General features: G+C 71.4%; 17 protein-coding genes. 11 read left to right on the forward strand and 6 right to left on the reverse strand.

Features of this window, described 5'->3' with window-relative positions; genetic code table 11:
• The first annotated feature begins 47 nt into the window (after positions 1 to 47).
• The 4 genes from ACFFRH_RS28315 to ACFFRH_RS28330 all read left to right on the forward strand — a co-directional run bounded on the left by ACFFRH_RS28315 (position 48) and on the right by ACFFRH_RS28330 (position 4,188).
• Positions 48 to 608 (forward strand): NADPH-dependent FMN reductase, encoded by a 561-nt coding sequence (locus tag ACFFRH_RS28315; RefSeq protein ID WP_344749753.1) that lies wholly within the window; start codon positions 48 to 50, stop codon positions 606 to 608.
• 289 nt (positions 609 to 897) lie between these two features.
• Complete coding sequence (locus ACFFRH_RS28320) at positions 898 to 1,980, forward strand: CE1758 family FMN-dependent luciferase-like monooxygenase (RefSeq protein ID WP_344749751.1); 1,083 nt, start codon at positions 898 to 900, stop codon at positions 1,978 to 1,980.
• Positions 1,977 to 2,591 (forward strand): FMN reductase, encoded by a 615-nt coding sequence (locus tag ACFFRH_RS28325; protein ID WP_344749749.1) that lies wholly within the window; start codon positions 1,977 to 1,979, stop codon positions 2,589 to 2,591. Before ACFFRH_RS28320 ends, ACFFRH_RS28325 begins: the two co-directional genes overlap by 4 nt.
• A 271-nt stretch (positions 2,592 to 2,862) precedes the next feature.
• Positions 2,863 to 4,188: a sensor histidine kinase gene (locus ACFFRH_RS28330; protein ID WP_386160810.1), complete on the forward strand. Its 1,326-nt coding sequence runs from the start codon at positions 2,863 to 2,865 to the stop codon at positions 4,186 to 4,188.
• A 110-nt stretch (positions 4,189 to 4,298) separates the two neighbouring features.
• Here the strand turns inward: ACFFRH_RS28330 and ACFFRH_RS28335 are convergent, their stop codons facing one another.
• Positions 4,299 to 4,700: a helix-turn-helix domain-containing protein gene (locus tag ACFFRH_RS28335; RefSeq protein ID WP_344749746.1), complete on the reverse strand. Its 402-nt coding sequence runs from the start codon at positions 4,698 to 4,700 to the stop codon at positions 4,299 to 4,301.
• A 292-nt stretch (positions 4,701 to 4,992) separates the two neighbouring features.
• Between ACFFRH_RS28335 and ACFFRH_RS28340 the strand changes: the two genes are divergently transcribed.
• Both ACFFRH_RS28340 and ACFFRH_RS28345 read left to right on the forward strand, forming a co-directional pair.
• Positions 4,993 to 5,862: an alpha/beta hydrolase family protein gene (locus ACFFRH_RS28340; protein ID WP_386160812.1), complete on the forward strand. Its 870-nt coding sequence runs from the start codon at positions 4,993 to 4,995 to the stop codon at positions 5,860 to 5,862.
• A 116-nt stretch (positions 5,863 to 5,978) separates the two neighbouring features.
• Positions 5,979 to 7,379 carry a carboxylesterase/lipase family protein gene (locus tag ACFFRH_RS28345; RefSeq protein ID WP_386160814.1) on the forward strand — a complete coding sequence of 467 codons (1,401 nt, stop codon included), beginning with the start codon at positions 5,979 to 5,981 and terminating at the stop codon, positions 7,377 to 7,379.
• 204 nt (positions 7,380 to 7,583) lie between these two features.
• Here ACFFRH_RS28345 and ACFFRH_RS28350 read toward each other — a convergent pair whose 3' ends face one another.
• Positions 7,584 to 8,696 (reverse strand): RsbRD N-terminal domain-containing protein, encoded by a 1,113-nt coding sequence (locus tag ACFFRH_RS28350; protein WP_344749743.1) that lies wholly within the window; start codon positions 8,694 to 8,696, stop codon positions 7,584 to 7,586.
• 324 nt (positions 8,697 to 9,020) lie between these two features.
• Between ACFFRH_RS28350 and ACFFRH_RS28355 the strand changes: the two genes are divergently transcribed.
• The 3 genes from ACFFRH_RS28355 to ACFFRH_RS28365 all read left to right on the forward strand — a co-directional run bounded on the left by ACFFRH_RS28355 (position 9,021) and on the right by ACFFRH_RS28365 (position 11,956).
• On the forward strand, positions 9,021 to 9,470 hold the full coding sequence (locus ACFFRH_RS28355; protein WP_386160817.1) for a lamin tail domain-containing protein: 450 nt from the start codon (positions 9,021 to 9,023) through the stop codon (positions 9,468 to 9,470).
• A gap of 171 nt (positions 9,471 to 9,641) precedes the next feature.
• Positions 9,642 to 11,339 carry a helix-turn-helix transcriptional regulator gene (locus tag ACFFRH_RS28360; RefSeq protein WP_386160819.1) on the forward strand — a complete coding sequence of 566 codons (1,698 nt, stop codon included), beginning with the start codon at positions 9,642 to 9,644 and terminating at the stop codon, positions 11,337 to 11,339.
• Between the two features lie 200 nt (positions 11,340 to 11,539).
• Positions 11,540 to 11,956 carry a hypothetical protein gene (locus ACFFRH_RS28365; RefSeq protein ID WP_386160821.1) on the forward strand — a complete coding sequence of 139 codons (417 nt, stop codon included), beginning with the start codon at positions 11,540 to 11,542 and terminating at the stop codon, positions 11,954 to 11,956.
• Between the two features lie 259 nt (positions 11,957 to 12,215).
• On the opposite strand, the gene ACFFRH_RS28370 is transcribed toward ACFFRH_RS28365, so the two are convergent.
• On the reverse strand, positions 12,216 to 12,497 hold the full coding sequence (locus ACFFRH_RS28370; RefSeq protein ID WP_386160823.1) for a hypothetical protein: 282 nt from the start codon (positions 12,495 to 12,497) through the stop codon (positions 12,216 to 12,218).
• A 685-nt stretch (positions 12,498 to 13,182) separates the two neighbouring features.
• Here ACFFRH_RS28370 and ACFFRH_RS28375 point away from each other — a divergent pair.
• The gene (locus ACFFRH_RS28375; RefSeq protein WP_386160825.1) at positions 13,183 to 15,222 is read left to right on the forward strand and encodes a glycosyl hydrolase family 28-related protein; all 2,040 of its coding nucleotides are present in this window, start codon (positions 13,183 to 13,185) and stop codon (positions 15,220 to 15,222) included.
• 217 nt (positions 15,223 to 15,439) lie between these two features.
• Here ACFFRH_RS28375 and ACFFRH_RS28380 read toward each other — a convergent pair whose 3' ends face one another.
• The 3 genes from ACFFRH_RS28380 to ACFFRH_RS28390 all read right to left on the reverse strand — a co-directional run bounded on the left by ACFFRH_RS28380 (position 15,440) and on the right by ACFFRH_RS28390 (position 18,201).
• Positions 15,440 to 16,195: an ABC transporter permease gene (locus ACFFRH_RS28380; RefSeq protein WP_344744514.1), complete on the reverse strand. Its 756-nt coding sequence runs from the start codon at positions 16,193 to 16,195 to the stop codon at positions 15,440 to 15,442.
• A 202-nt stretch (positions 16,196 to 16,397) separates the two neighbouring features.
• Entirely contained in the window at positions 16,398 to 17,429 is a 1,032-nt protein-coding gene (locus ACFFRH_RS28385; RefSeq protein WP_344744515.1) for an ATP-binding cassette domain-containing protein, read from the reverse strand.
• Between the two features lie 304 nt (positions 17,430 to 17,733).
• Positions 17,734 to 18,201, reverse strand: coding sequence for a DoxX family protein (locus tag ACFFRH_RS28390; RefSeq protein ID WP_344744517.1), 468 nt, complete (start codon positions 18,199 to 18,201; stop codon positions 17,734 to 17,736).
• A gap of 441 nt (positions 18,202 to 18,642) precedes the next feature.
• On the opposite strand from ACFFRH_RS28390, the gene ACFFRH_RS28395 reads away from it, so the two are divergent.
• Positions 18,643 to 18,852: a hypothetical protein gene (locus tag ACFFRH_RS28395; protein ID WP_344744518.1), complete on the forward strand. Its 210-nt coding sequence runs from the start codon at positions 18,643 to 18,645 to the stop codon at positions 18,850 to 18,852.
• Positions 18,853 to 18,946: the final 94 nt, after the last annotated feature.

The raw sequence follows: 18,946 nt of genomic DNA on the forward strand, positions 1-18,946 counted from the left end.
CCCGTCGCCGGTGCGGGACGTCCGCACGCAATCTCTGAGGGGACCTCATGCCCAAGATCGCGATCATCATCGGCAGCACCCGTCCCGGCCGTGTCGGCGAGGCCGTGGCCAGGTGGGTGCTCGGCATCGCCGGACAGCGCGACGACGCCGAGTTCGAACTGGTCGACATCGCCGATTTCAAGCTTCCGCACCTGGACGAGGAGGTCCCGCCGTCGGCCGGTCACTACAGCAGGCCGCACACGCTGGCCTGGGCGGAGAAGATCGGCTCGTTCGACGGTTTCGTCTTCGTCACGCCCGAGTACAACCACTCCACCTCCGGCGCGCTGAAGAACGCCATCGACTTCCTGTTCGCGGAGTGGAACGACAAGGCGGCCGGTTTCGTCAGCTACGGCTCCGTCGGCGGCGCCCGCGCCGTCGAGCACCTGCGCCTGGTGATGGCCGAGCTGAAGGTCGCCACCGTGCGTGCCCAGGTCGCGCTGTCGCTGGCGACGGACTTCAGGAACTACAGCGAGTTCACCCCCGCCGGGTACCACGTCGCGGCGGTCGACACGATGCTCGACCAGGTCGTCTCCTGGAGCAACGCCCTCGCGCCGGTCAGGGCGGCGTGATCCGAGGCGCCTCGACGGGAGCCGTGGTCTTCGCTGCCGGTCGGCGCCGCCCGGGAGAGCGCGGTGTTCCCGGCTGACCGGCGCCGCCTGGGAAGCGCGGTGTTCGTGGCTGACCGGCGCCGCGTGGGGGAGCGCGGTGTTCCCGGCCGACGGGCGCCGCCTGGGAAGCGCGATGTTCCCGGCCGGTCGGCGTCGCCGGGGGCGGTGTTCCCGGCCGGTCGGCACCGCCTGGGAAGCGCGGTCACACCGGGGATTGATCAATAACAAATGCCGAAATAACGGGGTAAAGATGCAAATCGGGATTTTCGGGGTGGGAGACGTGGTCGGCGACCCGGTCACCGGCCGCCCCGTCACGGAGCGTGAGCGGATCAAGGCGGTACTGGAGTACGCCGAGGTGGCCGAGCAGGTCGGGCTCGACGTCTTCGCGATCGGCGAGCACCACAACCCGCCGTTCATGCCCTCGTCACCGACCACGATCCTCGGCCACGTCGCCGCCCGGACGAACCGGATCATCCTGTCGACCTCGACCACGCTGATCACCACCAACGACCCGGTGAAGATCGCCGAGGACTACGCGACGCTACAGCACCTGGCCGACGGCCGGGTCGACCTGATGATGGGCCGGGGCAACACCGGGCCGGTCTACCCCTGGTTCGGCAAGGACATCCGGGACGGGATCGCCCTCGCCGTCGAGAACTACGCGTTGCTGCGCAGGCTCTGGCGCGAGGAGGTCGTCGACTGGGAGGGCCGGTTCCGGACGCCGCTGCAGGGGTTCACCTCGACGCCGCGGCCGCTGGACGGCGTACCGCCGTTCGTCTGGCACGGCTCGATCCGCAGCTCCGAGATCGCCGAACAGGCCGCGTACTACGGTGACGGGTTCTTCCACAACAACGTGCTCTGGCCGAAACGGCACGTCCGGCAGATGGTCGGGCTGTACCGCAGGCGCTTCGAGCACCACGGCCACGGCCCGGCGGACCAGGCGATCGTCGGTCTCGCCGCCCAGCTGTACGTCCGGAAGAACTCGCAGGACGCGATCCGCGAGTTCCGCCCGTACTACGACGCCTCACCGGTCTACGGCGGCGGGCCGTCGCTGGAGGAGACGATGCGGGACACCGCCCTGCTGGTCGGCAGCCCGCAGCAGGTGATCGAGCGGACGATGGAGTTCCGGGAGTTCGCCGGCGGCGACTACCAGCGGCAGCTCTTCAACGTCGACGCGCTGGGGGTGCCGCGCGCGGCCGTACTGAGGCAGATCGAACAGCTCGGGGAGATCGCCCAGGTGCTCCGGAAGGAGTTCGCCGCCGGGCGGCCCTCGCGGGTCCCGGACGCGCCCACGCACGCCTCCCTGAAGGCGGCGAAGGAGGCCGGACGTTGAGGCGCGCCATCGCGGTGGTGACCGCGGGCCTGCGGCAGCCCTCGTCCACGCGGCTGCTCGCCGACCGGCTGGCCGAGGCGACGCGACGCGAGCTGGAACGGCTCGGCGCGGAGGTGGACCTGGAGACGATCGAGGTACGTGACCACGGTCACGACCTGGTCAACAACCTGATCGTCGGCTACCCGTCGGAGGAGCTGGAGGGGGTGCTGCGGAAGGTCGCCCGAGCCGACGGGTTGATCGCGGTGACGCCGACCTTCACCACGTCGTACAACGGGCTGTTCAAGATGTTCTTCGACGTGCTCGACGACACCGCGCTGATCGGCAAACCCGTGCTGATCGCCGCGACCGGCGGCACGGCGAGGCACTCGCTGGTGCTCGAACACGGGCTGCGGCCGCTCTTCTCCTACCTGCGGGCCCTCGTCGTCCCGACCGGGGTCTTCGCCGGTCCCGAGGACTGGGGCGCCGCCGGGGTCACCGAGGCGCCCCTGGGGAGGCGGGTCGATCGGGCGGCCACCGAGCTCGCCCGCGAGGTCGACCGCCGTGACCCACCCGTCTCCGACGACCCCCTCGAGTCCCCGGTACCCTTCGGCGGCCTGCTCCCGCCCGGCTGAAGGACCTCCGGATCGGCCCGCTCTCCGGTGATGACGACGGCGGGGAGCGCCGACGCCGATCTCACCCTGGAAGATCTCGCCGGGGACCACGGGGCGGCCGGTGTCCGTCCGTCACCGGCCGGAGACGGGGAGTGGCGCCGATGGGGGTGGAGGCCCACCCCCCCTCACGGAGCCGGGCGGCCAATGTGGTCCACTGGCCAGGGGGAACCGGAGGATGAGCACAGGACGGCGAATCTCGATCACAGCCCGCATCACCCTGTTCACTGGTGTGGTGGCGCTTTTGCTGTGCTCGCTGGTGGCTGTGATGCTCATGTTCTCGATCAACCGTTTCGTCACCAACTCTCTCGTCGACGAGGTCACCGCCGCCGGTGGCCGGGTGGCCGTGCAGCTGGAGCGGAACCGTCTGGACTACCCCCTGGCACAGCGCAAGTCCCGCAACCTGCAGGTCGTCGACTCGCAGGGCAGGGTCGTCGCCTCGACCCCGAGCCTGTACGGCAAGCCGCCCATGGCGACGTTCACCCCCGACGGCACGAACGTCACCACCTCGGTCGTGTGCGGCGGTGTCTTCCCTCTCGGTGAATGCGACCTCGTGGTCGCGCAGTGGGCCCACCGGGGAGGAGTGAGGTGGATCGTCTACAGCGCTTCCCCCGCGGTCCCTCCACTGGTCGACGCGCGGCTGGCCACGGCGGTCATCGGGGGCATGGCGGTGCTCGCCGGAGTCATCACCTACATCGGCCACCGGATCGTCACCGTGGCCCTCAGGCCGGTGAACGCCGTCCGAGCCGAACTCGACGAGATCAACGCGAGTTCCCTCGATCGCCGGGTGCCCGTGTCACCGGCTGATGACGAGATCCACGAGCTGGCCGACAGCGTCAACCGCACGTTGGCCCGCCTGGAGGGTGCCATGGAACGCCAGAGGCAGTTCACCGCCGACGCCTCCCACGAACTGCGAACCCCGCTGGCCGGGCTTCGCGCCCAGCTGGAGGAGGCCCAGCTGCACCCCGGCGAGACCGATCTGAGTACTCTGCTCGCGCACTCGCTGTCCGACCTCGACCGGCTCCAGTTGATCATCACAGACCTGCTCCTGCTGGCCAAACTGGAGTGCAGCCCGTCCAGGCTTCGAGAGAGGATCGATCTGGCGACGCTGGTACGGGCGGAGGTCTCGCGGCGGGCTGATCCGCGGAAGGTGCGGCTCGTACTCGCCTCGGAGGTGCCCATCGACGCCGTGCACGGCCAGATCGGCCGCGCGGTCACCAACCTGCTGGACAATGCCGAGCGGCACGCCAGGGAATCGGTGGTCGTCGAGGTGCGGGCGAACGACGGCGCCGCCGAGGTCATCGTCGACGACGACGGGGAAGGCGTCGCCGAGGCCGACCGGGAGCGGATCTTCGAACGGTTCGCCCGGCTGGACGCGGCCCGCAGCCGTGACCGGGGAGGCACGGGCCTCGGACTGGCCATCGCCCGCAGGATCGCCCAGGCCCACGACGGGACGCTCCAGGTCGGGACCGCCCCCTCCGGCGGCGCGCGCTTCGTCCTGCGCCTCCCCATGGCGCCACCGGTCGACGACGGTGCGGAACGGGTTCGTACCTCTTCGTGACCGAACCGGCCGAACCGGCCGAATCGATCAGGCTGGCCGAACCGGTCAGGCCGGTCGGACCGGCCTGACCGGTCGAGCGCCGTCCGTCTCGCCCCGGCCACGTGATCGGGTCAGGCGGTGGTGCGTGCGGCGCGCCGAAATCGTGCCGGTGGTACTGACATCTCGCACCGGAACGCCCGGTGGAAGGCGTAGACCGAGTTGTAGCCGCTGTCGGCGGCGATCCTTTCGATCGGGTCATCGGTGTCCCGCCGCCGGCGGGCGGCGAGATTCATGCGCCATTGGGTGAGGTACGCGCCGGGCCCTTCGCCGGTGGCCATCTCGAAGCGCCGATTCAGGGTGGTCCGGGACACCGAGGCTTTCCGGGCCGGCGTAGTGGCGGTCCATGGGTACGACGGGTCGTGACGGATGGCGGTGACCGCCGCGACGATCACCGGATCCCGAAGGGCGCGCCAGAGTGTGGACTCGCAGTCCGTGTCGTGGTCGAACCAGCTCCTGAGCGCGCAGGCGAGCACGACGTCGACGAGCCGGTCGATGATCCTCCGTCGGCGGCGTGGCGGCGTGGCGGCGCGGTGGCGTGCCGATGAGCGTGTACGACCGCCGGGGCCCGTCCCGCTGGGGCCCGTACCGCTCGGGTATGTCCCGCCAAGCCGCACCCGAGCGAAATCGGAACATCACACAAACCCGGGCGTCGGTGATTGCCGCGATTGCGCAGAGACGGCCGTCGATTCCTCCTTCAGTATGTGCGATCAAACAAGGTGTGAGCCGGACGAAACATCCGGTTCACCGTGGCGTCAGGAGTTCGCCGTGCTGTGGAGAAAACTGCTCGTCCCGCTGACCTCGCTCGCCCTCGCCCTCGTCCTGTCCGTCCCGGCCGGCGTGAACGCCGCCTCGGCGTCCGCCGCCCCCGCCACCGGCGCCGCGTCGGCCGCCGACTTCGGTGCCCCCGGCCCCTACGCCACCACCGTGGAGGTCGGGGCGGTGACCACCCTGTACTACCCGCGTGACATCGCGCAGAGCGGCCGCCGCCATCCGGTGATCGTGTGGGGCAACGGCACCTTCGCCTTCCCGGTCGTCTACCGGGACCTGCTGCTGCACTGGGCCAGCCACGGCTTCGTCGTCGCCGCCGCCAACACCCCGCAGTCCAACCTCGGCATCTCCATGCGCGCCGGAATCGACCTGCTCACCCGCAGGAACGCCGACCCGGGCAGCGTCTTCCACGACCGCGTCGACCTGGAGCACATCGGCGCGTCGGGCCACTCCCAGGGCGGCGCGGCCGCCATCGTCGTCGGCGCGGACCCGCGCGTGGACACCATCCTGCCCATCCAGCCGGGACCGCTGGCCAACATCAACGCCGTACACGGCCCGGCGCTCCTGCTGGCCGGCCAGCGCGACAGCATCGTCTTCCCCGCGCTGGTGAGGGCCTTCTACAACGCCGCCGACCACATCCCGGCCATCTACGGCGAGCTGCGCGGGGCCGACCACTTCACCGTGGTGGGCGGGGCCGGGCCGTTCGCCGCGCCGACGACCGCCTGGTTCCGCCTGCACCTCATGGGCGACCAGGAGGCCCGTACCGAGTTCTTCGGCCCCTCCTGCGGCATCTGCACCGACACCCGCACCTGGTCCGACGTCCGCCGCAACGCGCGGGCCACCCAGATCCCCGCCGCCACTCTCTGACCCGGCCCGGGAGGTCGTTCCCGCCGTGACCCGCGGCGTCCCGATCTCCTTCGCCCCCGCCCCCGGCTCCGCCACGGCCGGGGGCGGCCCGCAGACCGCCCACCGAAAGGACCGAGATGGACATCATCGCGACCACCCGGCACGGCAAGGTCCGGGGCCGCGTCCAGGACGGGATCGCGACCTTCCTCGGCGTCCCCTACGCGGCCCCGCCCTTCGGTGCCCGCCGCTTCCGCGCCCCGGCCCCCGTCGAGCCCTGGGAGGGGGTGCGTGACGCGCTGGAGTACGGGCCGACCGCTCCCAAGAGGCCCTACCGGCCGCCCCTCGACCGGCTCATCCCCGATCCGGACATCCCCGGCGACGAGTGTCTCAACCTCAACGTCTGGACTCCGGCCGCCGGCGAGGACCGGCTGCCGGTGATGGTCTGGATCCACGGGGGCTCGATGCGCAACGGCTCGGCGAGCCTGCCGCTCTACGACGGGCGGGCCTTCGCGCGCGACGGCGTGGTCCTCGTCTCGATCAACTACCGGCTCGGGGTCGAGGGGTTCGGAGTCTTCCCCGACGCACCCGACAACCGCGGCCTGCTCGACCAGATCGCGGCCCTGACCTGGGTCAGGGAGAACATCGACGCCTTCGGCGGGGACCCGGGCAACGTCACCGTGTGCGGGGAGTCGGCCGGAGCCATCAGCATCGCGGCCCTGATGACCAGCCCCCGCGCGGCCGGCCTGTTCCGCCGGGCGATCCTGCAGAGCGGCCCGCCGCACACGGTGCCGCGCGACGAGGGCGCGAAGGTCGTGACATCGATGGCGAAGGCACTGCGGGTACCGGCCACGGCCGAGGCGTTCGCGGGGGTGGATCGCGAGCGGCTGCTGGACGTACAGGCCATGGTGGTCGGCAGGGCCGACCCCATCGGCGGCGGGCCGGGTTTCCACATCGTGGCCGACGGCGACGTGGTGCCCGCCGACCCCCCGCCCCCCGAGGTGGATCTGCTGCTGGGCTCCAACCGGGAGGAGTACCGGTTGTGGTTCGTGCCGACCGGGACGGTGGACCGGATCAACGGTCTCACCCTGCGGCTGGCACTGCTGAGGTTCCGGATCCCGGGGCGGGTGGCGCGGCTGTACCGGGCCACCCGGCCGAAGGCCAAACCCGGGGAGATCCTCGGCGAGATGGCCACCGACCTGCTGTTGCGCGGGCCGCTCAACCGGCTCGCCGACTCCCGGCCGTCCCGGACGTTCGTCTACGAGTTCGCCTGGCGCTCGCCCGTCATGGGGCTCGGCGCGTGCCACGCGCTGGAGATCGGTTTCGTCTTCGACACCCTGCGCGCCGGCGAGGAACTGACCGGGCCCGGCGCCCCCCAGCCACTGGCCGACGCCATGCACCGCGCCTGGGTGGCCTTCGCCACCTCGGGAGCCCCCGGCTGGGCCGCCTGGGACGCGCGCCGGCCCGTCATGGTCTTCGACCATCCCGGCACGGGCTTGGTCCTCGCGCCGAGGGAGGAGGAACTGCGCGTGTGGCTCTAGGCTCGCCGCGCGGCTCCGGGCTCGCCGCGCGGGCCGGGCGAACTGTGCGTGCTGGGCGGGCCACCCGCGCTTGGTGGGCCGTGCGAGTTGCGTGACCTGGGTGGGCCGTGCGGGCTGGGTGAGTCATGCGGGCTGCGCGGCCTGGGGGGACCGTGCGGGCTGGGTGAGTCATGCGGGCTGCGTGACCTGGGCGAACCGGGCGAGCTAGGCGAGATCCCTGGAGATGAGCGCCGCCTGCAGCAACCGTGCCTCGGCGGGGACCGCGAGGTCCAGCCCGGTCAGCGCGCGCACCCGGTGCAACCGGTAGTCCAGGGTGTTGCGGTGGATGCACAGCTCCAACGCGGCCTGGCGCCGGTTGTACCCATGGTCGACGAACACGCGCAACGTCTCCAGCAGGTACGGATGCTCCTCCAGCGGGTCGAGCTTGGCCGCCAGCCGGACCAGCCCGTCACCCGGACGCGCGAGCTGGTACTCCAGCAACACGTCGTCGAGGCGATAGAGCCCCGGCGGGCGGCCGAGCCGCTGGACGAGTTCCAGGACGCGGCCCGCCTCCGCCGCGGCCGACGGGATGGCGGCCGGTCCGGCGGCCGGGGCCGCGGCGGCGAGGACGGGCTGCCCGACCTCCTCCGTGAGCCTGGACACCAGGCCCGGCAGGTCGGTCCCGCCGGGCAGCAGCGCGATCCCGGCGACGTGGTCCATCAGCACCGCGATGCCCGTGTGGGCGTCGAGTGAGGACTGCACCGACCTGGCGGGCGGGTTCGACGCGAACGCGAACGTCACGACCTCGTGCTCGCCGGTCACCACGACCCGCGCCGCCTCCGCCGCCTCCTCGTACGGCCGGCCGGCCAGCAGGGCGGTCAGCAGGGCCCGCCGTACCCGCTTGTCCTCGCTGTGGATGTCCTCCTGGGTGTGCTGGTGGGCGAGCACGACGGCGGGCATGGCCGCGCGCAGGCAGGCGAGCAGGCTCGCACCCGCCCCGGCCAGCTCCCCGGGCTCCGCGGTCTCGGCCAGCGCCTGCCACCACACCTCGGCGCCGATCAGGTAGGCGGCGATCACCGCCTCCAGGGGCGCGCGTTCCTCGGCGCGGCGCGCCGACCACTCGATGAGCCGGGTCAGGTCGCCCGAGCCCATCGTGCCGTCGTCACGCAGTGTCCGCAGCAGCAGGCCGTGCACCGCCACGATCGACCGGGTCACCTCGCCTTCGAGTGCCTGGCGCGGCAGTGCCCCGTAGAACGGCACCTCCGCCGAGCAGCGCGTGACCACGGTCGAGGTGATGTCACCGGCCAGGGAAGCCATCCGGGCGTGGAGATCGGGCATCGGCGAATCGTCACATCGCCCAAACCCAGCCGTCAATCATCGCTCGGCGCGCGGAGCCGGCCGACAGGATCGATCATGGCCGGGTGCCGGGTGCCGGGTGCCGGGTGCCGGGTGCCGGGTGCCGGGGTGCCGCTCGTTCGGGGGAGGGCTACAGCGGACCCTCACGGCCTCCGGAAACGTGATCCGGGACGGGGGAGCGGGGCGAGGGCCGAGATCGGGGGCGGATCGGGAGCCCCAACAGAACGTGGTTCACCGGGCAACCGAACGTCACCGGCAGTCGTCCCACAGTTGCCCCAATTACCTCATATTTCGGAGGATGCCCCAGTGCGTCTCCCTCTCGTCGCCGCTTCCGCCGCCCTCGCCATGCTGGTTCCCGCTGTCCCCGCTCACGCCGCGGCGGTCCCGGCGATCCTCATCACGAAGGTGTACTACGACTCGCCCGGCTCCGACCTGCGCAGCAACGCCAGCCTGAACGGCGAGTACGTGACCATCAAGAACACCACCCGCAAGACGATCGACCTCGCCGGGTGGAGCCTGCGCGACAAGACCGGCTACCAGTACACCTTCGGCGACGACCAGCTGCTCGCCCCCGGCGGGAAGCTCACCGTCCGCACCGGTCAGGGCCGTTCGGGCACCAGCACCGTCTACTGGGGCAGGCGGGCGTACGTGTGGAACAACGACGCCGACGTCGCCTCCATCCGCAACCGGTCGGCCAAGCTCGTCGACTCCTGCTCCTACGACAGCACCCGGGTCGACTACAAGAACTGCGAGTGACGGCCACTCCGTTCGCACCGCGCCCCCGGGCCACGGTCGATCTTGGAGGCGCGGGCCGGGCGATACCCTGGAAGGGGTGAGAACCCCTACGGCCCTCGGCGGTCGCGCGTCCGGCCCCCCTCCGGAGCCGACCACGGATCGGAGGTCCTGATCGTCGCCTTCACCGACCTCGTGGATCCCGTTTCCGCCGTTCCTGCGGGTGAGGTGGTCACCGCCGTCACGTCTGCGGGGGTCGCCGCGGCCTTCGTCGGCGCGGGGCTGGTCGCCGTCCGCGTACGGCCCCGCAACCGGGTCGGGCCGCTGATGGTCGTCATCGGCCTGCTGTGGCTCCTCGCCAGGTTCGCGCCCCTGCCGGAGACGGCGGCCGGTGTGCGCACGGCGCTGGCGGGCGCGTGGGCGGCGGTGCTCGCGCATCTGGTGGTCGCGTTTCCCGGCGGGCGCCTGACCTCGCGGCTGCCGCGAGCCGTCGCCGGAACGGCGTACCTGAGCACGGCCGGTGTCGCGGTGCTGGCCACGACCGGGCTCGCGTCGAGCGCGGTGGTCCGGGGCGCCGCGACGGCCGGGGCCGTGCTGAGCGGCCTGGCCTTGATGGGCCTGCAGGTGAGCCGGTGGCGCGCCAGCAGCGTGACACGGCGCCGGTCGCTCAATCCCGTGCTCGCCGCCGCCGTGGTGGTGACGGCGCTGTTCGTGACGCTGAAGCCGATGATGATCGCCGGTGTCGCGGTGCGGAGCCTGACACCGGTGATGCAGGTGGCACTCGCCGCCGTCCCGCTGGCGTACCTGGGCGGTCTCCTGCGGCGGCGCATCGACCGCGGCGGGGTCGCCGAGCTGGTCGTCCACCTCCGAGATGTCTCGCGGCCGGTGAGCATCCAGCGGGCCCTGGCAGAGGTTCTCCACGACCCGACCCTGCGGGTCGGATACTGGATGCCGGAGTCGAGCCGGTACGTGGACGCCGACGGCCGGGTCGTGCTCCCGCCGGACGGCGGTGATCGCGTGGCGACACGTGCCGACCACGACGGCGCTCCGCTCGCGCTGCTGGTGCACGATCCGGCGTTGCTGGACAACCCCGAGCTGGTCGAGGCCACCTGCGCCGCGGCCGCGCTGGCCCTGTCGAACGAGCGGCTGGCCGCCGAGCTGAGGGCGCGGCTGCACCAGCTCGCCGAGTCGCGCGGCCAGGTCCTGCGCGCGGCCGAGACGGAACGCCGGCGGCTGGAGCGAGACCTGCACGACGGCGTGCAGCAACGGCTCCTGTCCATCCCCATGACGCTCAGCCTGGCGGAGTCGAGGCTGAGTACCAGCCCCGACCAGGCGCGGGAGCTCGTCGGAGAGGCGAAGACGACCACGCTCGCCGTTCTCGACGAGTTGCGGGCGCTGTCGCAGGGCATCCACCCGCCGGTGCTGACCGAACGCGGCCTGCGCGGCGCCGTCCGGGAACTGGCCGCGCTCGCGCCGGTGCCCCTGCGGCTGTCGTTCGAGATCCCGGCGCCGTTGCCGGTGGAGGTCGAGACGACGGCGTACTACGTGGTCGCCGAGGCGGTGGCCAACGTCACCAAGCACGCGGGCGCGCGGGAGGCGCGGGTGCGCGTCGAGCGACGAGGCGGGCGGTTGCTGGTCGAGATATCCGACGACGGCCGCGGGGGAGCGGACCCGGCCCGAGGGTCCGGGTTGCGCGCGCTCACCGGCCGCGAGCGAGAGGTCCTCGCGCTGATGGCCGAGGGCCGCACCAACCAGGCCGTCGCGGAACGGATCGGCATCGCCGAGCGGACCGTCGAGAAGCACTGCACGAGCATCTTCGCCAAGCTCGGACTGCGGGCGAGCGCCGACGACCACCGCCGGGTCCTCGCCGTCCTGCGCTATCTCAACACCTAATCGGCCCTGTCTGCCGTGTCTGCCCTGTCTGCCCTGTCTGCCGTGTCTGCCGTGTCCGCGGGGGACGGTTAACCGTCCCCCGCGGACACGGCGGACACGGCCCCGGACGGGTGCTGCCCGGCTTCCGGCGCCGGTGCCGCCGCCGCACACTTCGAACGTCAGGCGAAACGACGTCTGACCGAACGGAGAAGCGGAGGGCGATGCCCGCTATGACGACCAGGAACGCGATGACGGTCGCCCGGTGGACGAGCGGCGTGCTGACGGTGGTGATGATCTACTACTTCGTCACCTCGGACGCGATACGTTCCGGGAACCCGTTCCTGGTGCCCGATGTCGTCCTCACCGTACTTCTGCCGGTCTCGGCGACCCTGCGGGGCCGGCTCGCCGTGCCGGCGATGATATTCGCCCTCGCCTGGGCGGCGGCCGTCTGGACGGTGTCCCTCTGCACGTACATCACGCGCGGAGCCTTCGCGGACGGAGCGAACCACCTTCCCCTGATCTTCTCCGGCGTCGTGGCCGCCGGGCTGCTCGCGATCAGCGGGAGCACCCGGACGCGCGCCCACGAGGCGGAACGGCCGGCCGGGGGATCCCGGGCGGACGGCCGGACCGGAAGGTGAGTTCGCGGACCATCGGGAAGCGGGACGCTGGCAAGCGGAACGCCGGGAAGTAGAACGCCAGGGAGTGGAACACCGGGAAACGGCGCCGGGTCCGTCCGTGGAGCGGCTGATCACGAAGGCCGGGGAGGGGACGTTTCCGAAGGGGCGCCGGACGTGGGCGGGGACCCGTTCCCGGGGAGGGGGCGGGTCCCCGCATGACCGCGGGCGATCGCCGGTCCTGGTCCTGGTCCCGGTCCCGTTGGGGGGAGGGGCGAGGACGTCAGGTGCATCGCATGCCGCTGACCAGGGTCGGCCCCTGGGCCAGCAGTTGCTCGCAGAAGTGTTCGCCCGCGTAGTAGCCCGACGAGATGACGATGGTGACCGGGCTCTCCTCCCCGCTGCCCGTGCAGCCGGTCGCCAGGACGTGGTAGCCCAGCGTCTGTGAGAGCTGGAAGCGGGTCCCGTCCGTGCAGACGTAGTGGCTGTCCGCGTGGGCCGCGGTCGGGAGGAGCAGCTGCACGGCGAGGGCCGTGAGGAGGGCGGCGACGCGGACGACGGTCATGCGGGGGGATGCCATAGGAGCCCTTTCATGGGGGTTTGTGAGCATGCCACGGCGTCGTACCCAGGGTGATCAATCGATAACCCTGAGTGTCCGCTGTCGGACATTGGGGAGGATGAGATGCGCGACGTCGTCCCCACCTCCTGGGGCCCGTCCCCCGCCTTCTGTGACCGCGACCGCGCTTGCGTCCTGCGCCCGCGACCGCCCTCTGCGGCCGTGACCGTGACCTGCGTCCGCGTCCCGCGCTCGCACCCGTCTCCTGTGGTCCGCACCTGCCTCCTGTGGTCGTGCATCCGGCCCGGCCGGTCTTGTGAGGCGACCGTGTGCCCGGCCCGGCGGTTTCGCGGCCCGGTCCCCGCGTGCCGGTGAGTCCCGGCAGGGTCCTGTTCGGGGCGGAGTCAGGAGCTGCGATCTTCGGTGGCCTTCCGGGCCGCGTTTCACTTCGTATCGCGGCAGGTCGTGCGTTGCGAAACATCGCAACGACTCATGACAGGCGCTGCAAGAAGCTAAGAGGTATCCGCAGCTATAGAGCAAGATTACGAAACTATTTCGCAGGAACCTTGTGGAACGAGGCATCGGAGTCCTACTGTCACCTCACCCTCGTGGCGTTCGCTCCGCCCCGAGCGCCTTCAGGTGTTCACCCCCCGAGAGAAACGAGCATCCGATGTCACGGAGCATCACAGGAGCTGTGGCGAGATGGACAGGCAGGCCACCGCGGAGGGCATCGGCGGGGGTCGCGGCGGTGATCGCGGCCTCCCTCGGTCTCGGCGTCGTGCCCGGCGCCCCGGCACTCGCCGGTACGGGCGGGGCACCGGCTCCCGTGGTGACGCGCGCCGCCCTCGACCCGTCACTCGTCGCGGGCCGGGGCGCCGCCGTCGCCTTCGCCGAGCAGGAGGCGGAGAACGCCACGACGAACGGCACGGCCATCGGCCCGGACCGCGCCGCGTACACGCTGGCGGGAGAGGCGTCCGGTCGTAAGGCGGTCAGGCTGACGCCGGGACAGCACGTCGAGTTCACGCTGCCGAAGGCGGCCAACGCGATCACCGTGCGTTACAGCATTCCGGACGCCCCCAACGGGGGCGGCATCACCGCGCCGCTCAACGTCACGGTGAACGGCGCGGGCAAGAGGGTGATGACCCTCACGTCGCAGTACTCGTGGCTGTACAACCAGTATCCGTTCACGAACGACCCGAACGCGGACCTGCTGCACCCCGACTGGTGGATCACCGAGTGCGCCTGCGTGCCCAGCGCCACGACGCCCGCTCCGACGATCACGAAGCCGTTCCGCCCGACCCACTTCTACGACGAGCAGCGTCTCCTGCTCGGCAGGACGTACCGCGCGGGTGACAAGGTGCGGCTCACGGTCCCGGCCGGGAGCAACGCGGCGTGGACGATCATCGACCTGCTCGACTCCGAGCTCGTCGGCGCGCCGCACGTCAGGCTCGTCGCGGCGAACGTGCTGGCGTTCGGCGCCGACCCGCTGGGCAGGCGCGACTCCGCCGACGCGATCGACAGGGCGATCGCCTTCGCCAAGCGCAACCGCCTCAAGGTCTACATCCCGCCGGGCGTCTACCAGGTGAACCGCCACATCATCGTCGACGACGTGACGATCGAGGGCGCCGGCAACTGGTACACGGTCATCAAGGGCAAGGAGGTCGCCCTTCCCGCCCCGGCCCCCGACGGCTCGGTGCACACCGGCGTCGGCTTCTACGGCAAGGACGCGGCGGACGGCGGCAGCAGGAACGTGCACCTGTCCGGCTTCGCGATCGAGGGTGACGTCCGCGAGCGCATCGACACCGACCAGGTGAACGGCATCGGCGGGGCGCTGAGCGACTCGACCGTCGACGGCCTCTACATCCACCGCACCAAGGTGGGCATGTGGTTCGACGGGCCGATGAGGAACCTGAAGATCACGAACAACATCATCGTCGACCAGATCGCCGACGCCCTCAACTTCCACGGCGGCGTCACGGACTCGGTCGTGTCGAACAACTTCACCCGCAACACCGGTGACGACGGCCTCGCCCTGTGGTCCGAGAAGATCGCAAACGCCCGCAACACGTTCGACCGCAACACCGTGCAGACGCCGACCCTCGCGAACGGCATCGCCGTCTACGGCGGCACGGACAACACCGTCTCGAACAACCTCGTCGCCGACCCGATCCGCGAGGGCAGCGGCATCCACGTCGGCTCCCGCTTCGGCGCCGAGGCGTTCGCCGGGAAACTGTCGGTCAAGGACAACACCACGGTCCGGGCCGGCACGTTCGAGCTGAACTGGAGGATCGGCCTGGGAGCCATCTGGTTCTACGCGCTCGACAAGAACATCGAGGCGGACATCCAGGTGGTCGGGAACCACTTCCTCGACAACACCTACAACGCGATCATGCTGGTCAGTGACTGGGGCGTGAAGGATCTCTACTCGATCACGAACGTCCACTTCAAGGACATCAGGGTCGACGGCACCGGCACGTCGGTGGTGAGCGCCCGGGTGAAGGGGGCCGCCTCCTTCGAGAACGTGGACGCCCGCAACGTCGGCGCGGTCGGCGTCAACAACTGCGGCTCGTTCAACTTCCCGCCCACCGGTTCGGAGTTCTCGCTGACGGACCTCGGCGGCAACGACGGCGGCGGCACCACCGGAGCCTGGCTCGCCCCGTGGCTGCTGCCGAACACCATCACCTGTGACGACCGCCCGCCGGTCGTCGCGCCGCCGGCGCCGTCCCCGTGGTGATCCTCCGCCACGGCGCGCGTCTCCGGCGTCGTTGACCTGACCGGCCGGTCGCCCGGGACCTCCCGGGCGGCCGGCCGTTCTCCGTACCCGCTCCCGCGCCCCGCCGAGGTGCGCGCCTCCGCGACGGGCGGCCGGGCACATCGGTGCCCCGGCCGCGAACCCAGGCCGTACGGAGGTTCCCGGGCCCCGGAACCGGTTCCCGGCCGGTTCCGGGGCGTCAGACGCCGCGGCTCATCGCCCTGGTGCCGATCGCCAGGCCCACCGCGGCGACGGCGCAGGCGCAGAGCGTCCCGTACAGCACCGACATGTCCGTGAAACGGCCGGAGAACAGCGCCCGTTCCGCCTCGACGACGTAGGAGACCGGGTTCAGCGTGGCGACGGCCTGGAGCCACCCCGGGCCCGAGTCCATCGGCAGCAGTACGCCCGACAGCAGCATCAGCGGGAACATCACCATCTGGGTGACCCCGTAGAACAGATCACCACCCGGGCTGGACGCGATCGCGAGGGCGAAGGAGAGCGCGCCCAGGCCGATCCCGAACACGATCAGCACCGCGAGGCCGGCGAGCACGCCCGTGAGGTGCGGGCGGAAGCCCAGCGGCACCGCGAGGACGATGATCAGCACGGCCTGGGCCAGCAGGACGGCGAACTCCTTCATCGTCCGGCCGACCAGCATCGCCGTGCGGTTCAGCGGGGTGACCAGCATGCGCTCCATCGAGCCGCCGATCAGATCGATCAGCAGGGAGTATCCGGCCATCATCGGCCCGGACAGGCACAACATGATCAGGATGCCGGGTACGAACCACTGCCACGGCGAGCCCCCGAAGCCTCCGGTTCCCCCGAGCAGCGGGCCGAACAGGAACAGGAACAGCAGCGGCTGGCCCATGGTGAAGAGGAGCCCGAGGGGTTCGCGCACCACGGGGGCGAACTCGCGGGAGAAGACGGTTCCGGTGTCGCGGAAGAACTGCGCGCTCACGGTGTGGCCTTTCTGACCGGTGGGGGAGGGAAGAGGATCGCCGGGATCGCCGGGGACGAGGGGGACGAGGGGATCCCAGGACGTCGGGCTCGGCGGGGACGTCGAGGGACGCCGAGATCGCCGGAGACGGCGGGGACGGCGAGTGTGGCGAGAACGCCGGAGACGGCGGGGGCGGCTAATGAGCCGAAGACGGCGGGGACGGTCAAACGTCGCCCGGGGCGTGCGAGGATCCGCCGGTCCTGTTCGAGGGGCCGCCGGTCCCGCCCGAGAGCTCGCCGGTCCCGTCGCTCTCGCGCAGGCTGCGGCCGGTCAGCGCGAGGAACACGTCGTCCAGCGTGGGACGGGTGGTCTCGGCGGTGCCGACCTTCACCCCGGACGACTCCAGCGACCGGAGATACTCCGGCAGCGCCGCGCCCGCGTGGGGCACCCGCAGCCGCACCGTCGTCCCGTCGACGGTGACCGCGCCGGGACCGGCGATCCGCTCCGCGATCCCGGCGGCCCTCGCCGCCCCCGGCTCGTCGTGGACGGTGATCGTGATGCGGTCACCGGCGAGGTCGCCCTTCAGCCGCTCGGCCGTCCCGTCGGCGATGATCCGGCCGTGGTCGATGATCACGACCCGTTCGGCCATGCTGTCGGCCTCCTCCAGGTAGTGGGTGGTGAGGAAGAGGGTCGTGCCGTGCAGCTCGCGCAGCCGCAGGATGTGCTCCCAGATGTTGGCGCGGCTCTGCGGGTCGAGACCGGTCGAGGGTTCGTCCAGGAACAGCAGCTCGGGCCGGTGGATGAGCCCCAGCGCGATGTCGAGGCGGCGGCGCTGGCCGCCCGACAGGGTGCCGGGCTTGCGGGTGGCCAGCGGCTCCAGGTCCAGCAGGCCGAGGATCTCGTCGGCCCGCCGGTGCGCCTCGGTCCGGCGGAGGCCGTAGCAGCGTGCCTGGGTCACCAGCTCATCGCGGACGCGGAAGTTCTCGCCGGAGCCGTTCTTCTGGCCGACGTACCCGATGCGGGCGCGGACCCCCGCCGGGTCCGACACGACGTCGCGGCCCGCGACGACCGCGGTTCCCGACGTCGGCGGGAGCAGGGAGGTCAGCATGCGCAGGCTGGTGGACTTCCCGGCACCGTTGGGACCGAGAAAGGCCACCAGCTGGCCCGCCTCCACATCGATGTCGAGGCCGCGTACGGCGTCGACGCTTCCCTTCCTCACCTTGAATCGCCTGGTCAGCCCTCGGGCATGGATCATCGTCCCCTCCTCGGGGTGGGCGCGGGCGGTGGGTGGCATGCCAAATGAACCCCTGGCCGGGGGCTCGATTGGAGATGCTTCATCCTTGACCACGCGATCCGGGTTTGGCAAACGTGAAACGTGCATTCATGTTCTGCCTGACCTGCGGAAACGTGCTCTCGCGCGCCACGCCGTACGGCCGCGCCGACCTTCGCCCCGAGCCGGTCCGCACGCGCTGACGTGGGCTTTTCGCGAATCCCGTGAAGGAGATGAGAAAAGTACGGTTTTTCCGCCGCGTAGCGGTCCGGGCCCCGGTGGCGGGCGGTCAGTTTTCCCCGGAACCTCCCCCGGAACGCACGGGGACATGGGCGGGGTCGTGCTCCGGGTAGTCGTCCCGGTGGCGCCGGAGCAGGCTGTCGAGCGCCCACGGGCCCGCGCCCAGCACGGCGATGAGCAGGAACGACCAGCAGTACATCGCCGACGGCTCACCGCCGTTGCGCAGCGGCAGGAGCTCCTGCGGCAGGTGCACCACGAAGAACGCGTACGCCATCGAGCCGGACGCGAGGATCGCGGCGGGGCGGGTGAGGAGTCCGGCGAGGACGAGTCCGCCGCAGAGCACCTGGATGAGCGCGGCCCACCAGTCGGGCCAGACGGCGAAGTCGACGGCCCGGCCGGTGACGGGGTGGCCGCCGAAGACGCCGAACATCGACGCCACGCCGTGGCAGAGGAAGAGGAAGCCCGTCACCATGCGGAAGAGCGAGAGCACCGGCCCGCCGAATCGGTCGATCTTCATCGAATCACCCCTGTTCTCGCCATGCGAGGCCGACCCTCACCTCAGCCTCGCATCGCCTCGGCCCGTGAACGCGCCCGCGCACGCTTCCTGGTGATGCCCTGTAAAGATTTGGCGTCGCCCAGAGAGCTCGGCGCGGCGAGGAGGCGGCGAGGAGGCGGCGAGGAGGCGGCGAGCAAACGGTCTTCCCGGGCGGGCGGGGTGAGGGTGATGTGGCACGTGCGGGGGAGTGGTTGTCCCGGACGTGACGAGCGTGGTGGGGAGATCGCGTAGACAGCGGACCGGCTGGACCGCGCTTTCGACGGCGAAGGAGGCCCCTTGGCCGCAGGTGTTGGACGGTGCGCGCGCGGCGTCTCCGACCGGCACCGTCCGGTCGCGGTACCGGTGCGGCAGACTCGGCATGATGTGCGAGAACCCGAGAACCCGCGGCCGGTTCGGACCGGTGTGCCGTATCGGCTCGGCGCCGGGACCGGTCGCGCCACACCTACGCCACCCGGTACCTACGCCACCCGGTACCTACCCACCCGGTTCCGGGAAGGCGGCGCCGACCACGCCCTCCTCGGCCACACCTCCGTCGAGACCACCGCCCGCTACCCGCTTCCGTGCCTCCCCATCGAGGTCGCCGACCTCATCGGCCGCGCCCTCGGCCGTTGACCATCCACCTCACCGTGACCGCCGCCTGGCAACGCGCCTTCGCCGGCGACTGGACCAGGTACGCGGCACACGTCAGCCGACACATCTGAGGAGC

Source organism: Streptosporangium vulgare, assembly GCF_042428775.1.
GTDB lineage: Bacteria > Actinomycetota > Actinomycetes > Streptosporangiales > Streptosporangiaceae > Streptosporangium > Streptosporangium vulgare.

What these genes read in the sequence shown, in the direction of transcription:
- ACFFRH_RS28345 (WP_386160814.1), top strand. Translation starts at nt 5,979, where the DNA reads ATGGACATCATCGCGACCACCCGGCACGGCAAGGTCCGGGGCCGCGTC.
- ACFFRH_RS28315 (WP_344749753.1), top strand. Translation starts at nt 48, where the DNA reads ATGCCCAAGATCGCGATCATCATCGGCAGCACCCGTCCCGGCCGTGTC.
- ACFFRH_RS28390 (WP_344744517.1), bottom strand. Translation starts at nt 18,201, where the DNA reads ATGAAGATCGACCGATTCGGCGGGCCGGTGCTCTCGCTCTTCCGCATG.
- ACFFRH_RS28365 (WP_386160821.1), top strand. Translation starts at nt 11,540, where the DNA reads ATGCCCGCTATGACGACCAGGAACGCGATGACGGTCGCCCGGTGGACG.
- ACFFRH_RS28370 (WP_386160823.1), bottom strand. Translation starts at nt 12,497, where the DNA reads ATGACCGTCGTCCGCGTCGCCGCCCTCCTCACGGCCCTCGCCGTGCAG.
- ACFFRH_RS28385 (WP_344744515.1), bottom strand. Translation starts at nt 17,429, where the DNA reads ATGATCCATGCCCGAGGGCTGACCAGGCGATTCAAGGTGAGGAAGGGA.
- ACFFRH_RS28320 (WP_344749751.1), top strand. Translation starts at nt 898, where the DNA reads ATGCAAATCGGGATTTTCGGGGTGGGAGACGTGGTCGGCGACCCGGTC.
- ACFFRH_RS28350 (WP_344749743.1), bottom strand. Translation starts at nt 8,696, where the DNA reads ATGCCCGATCTCCACGCCCGGATGGCTTCCCTGGCCGGTGACATCACC.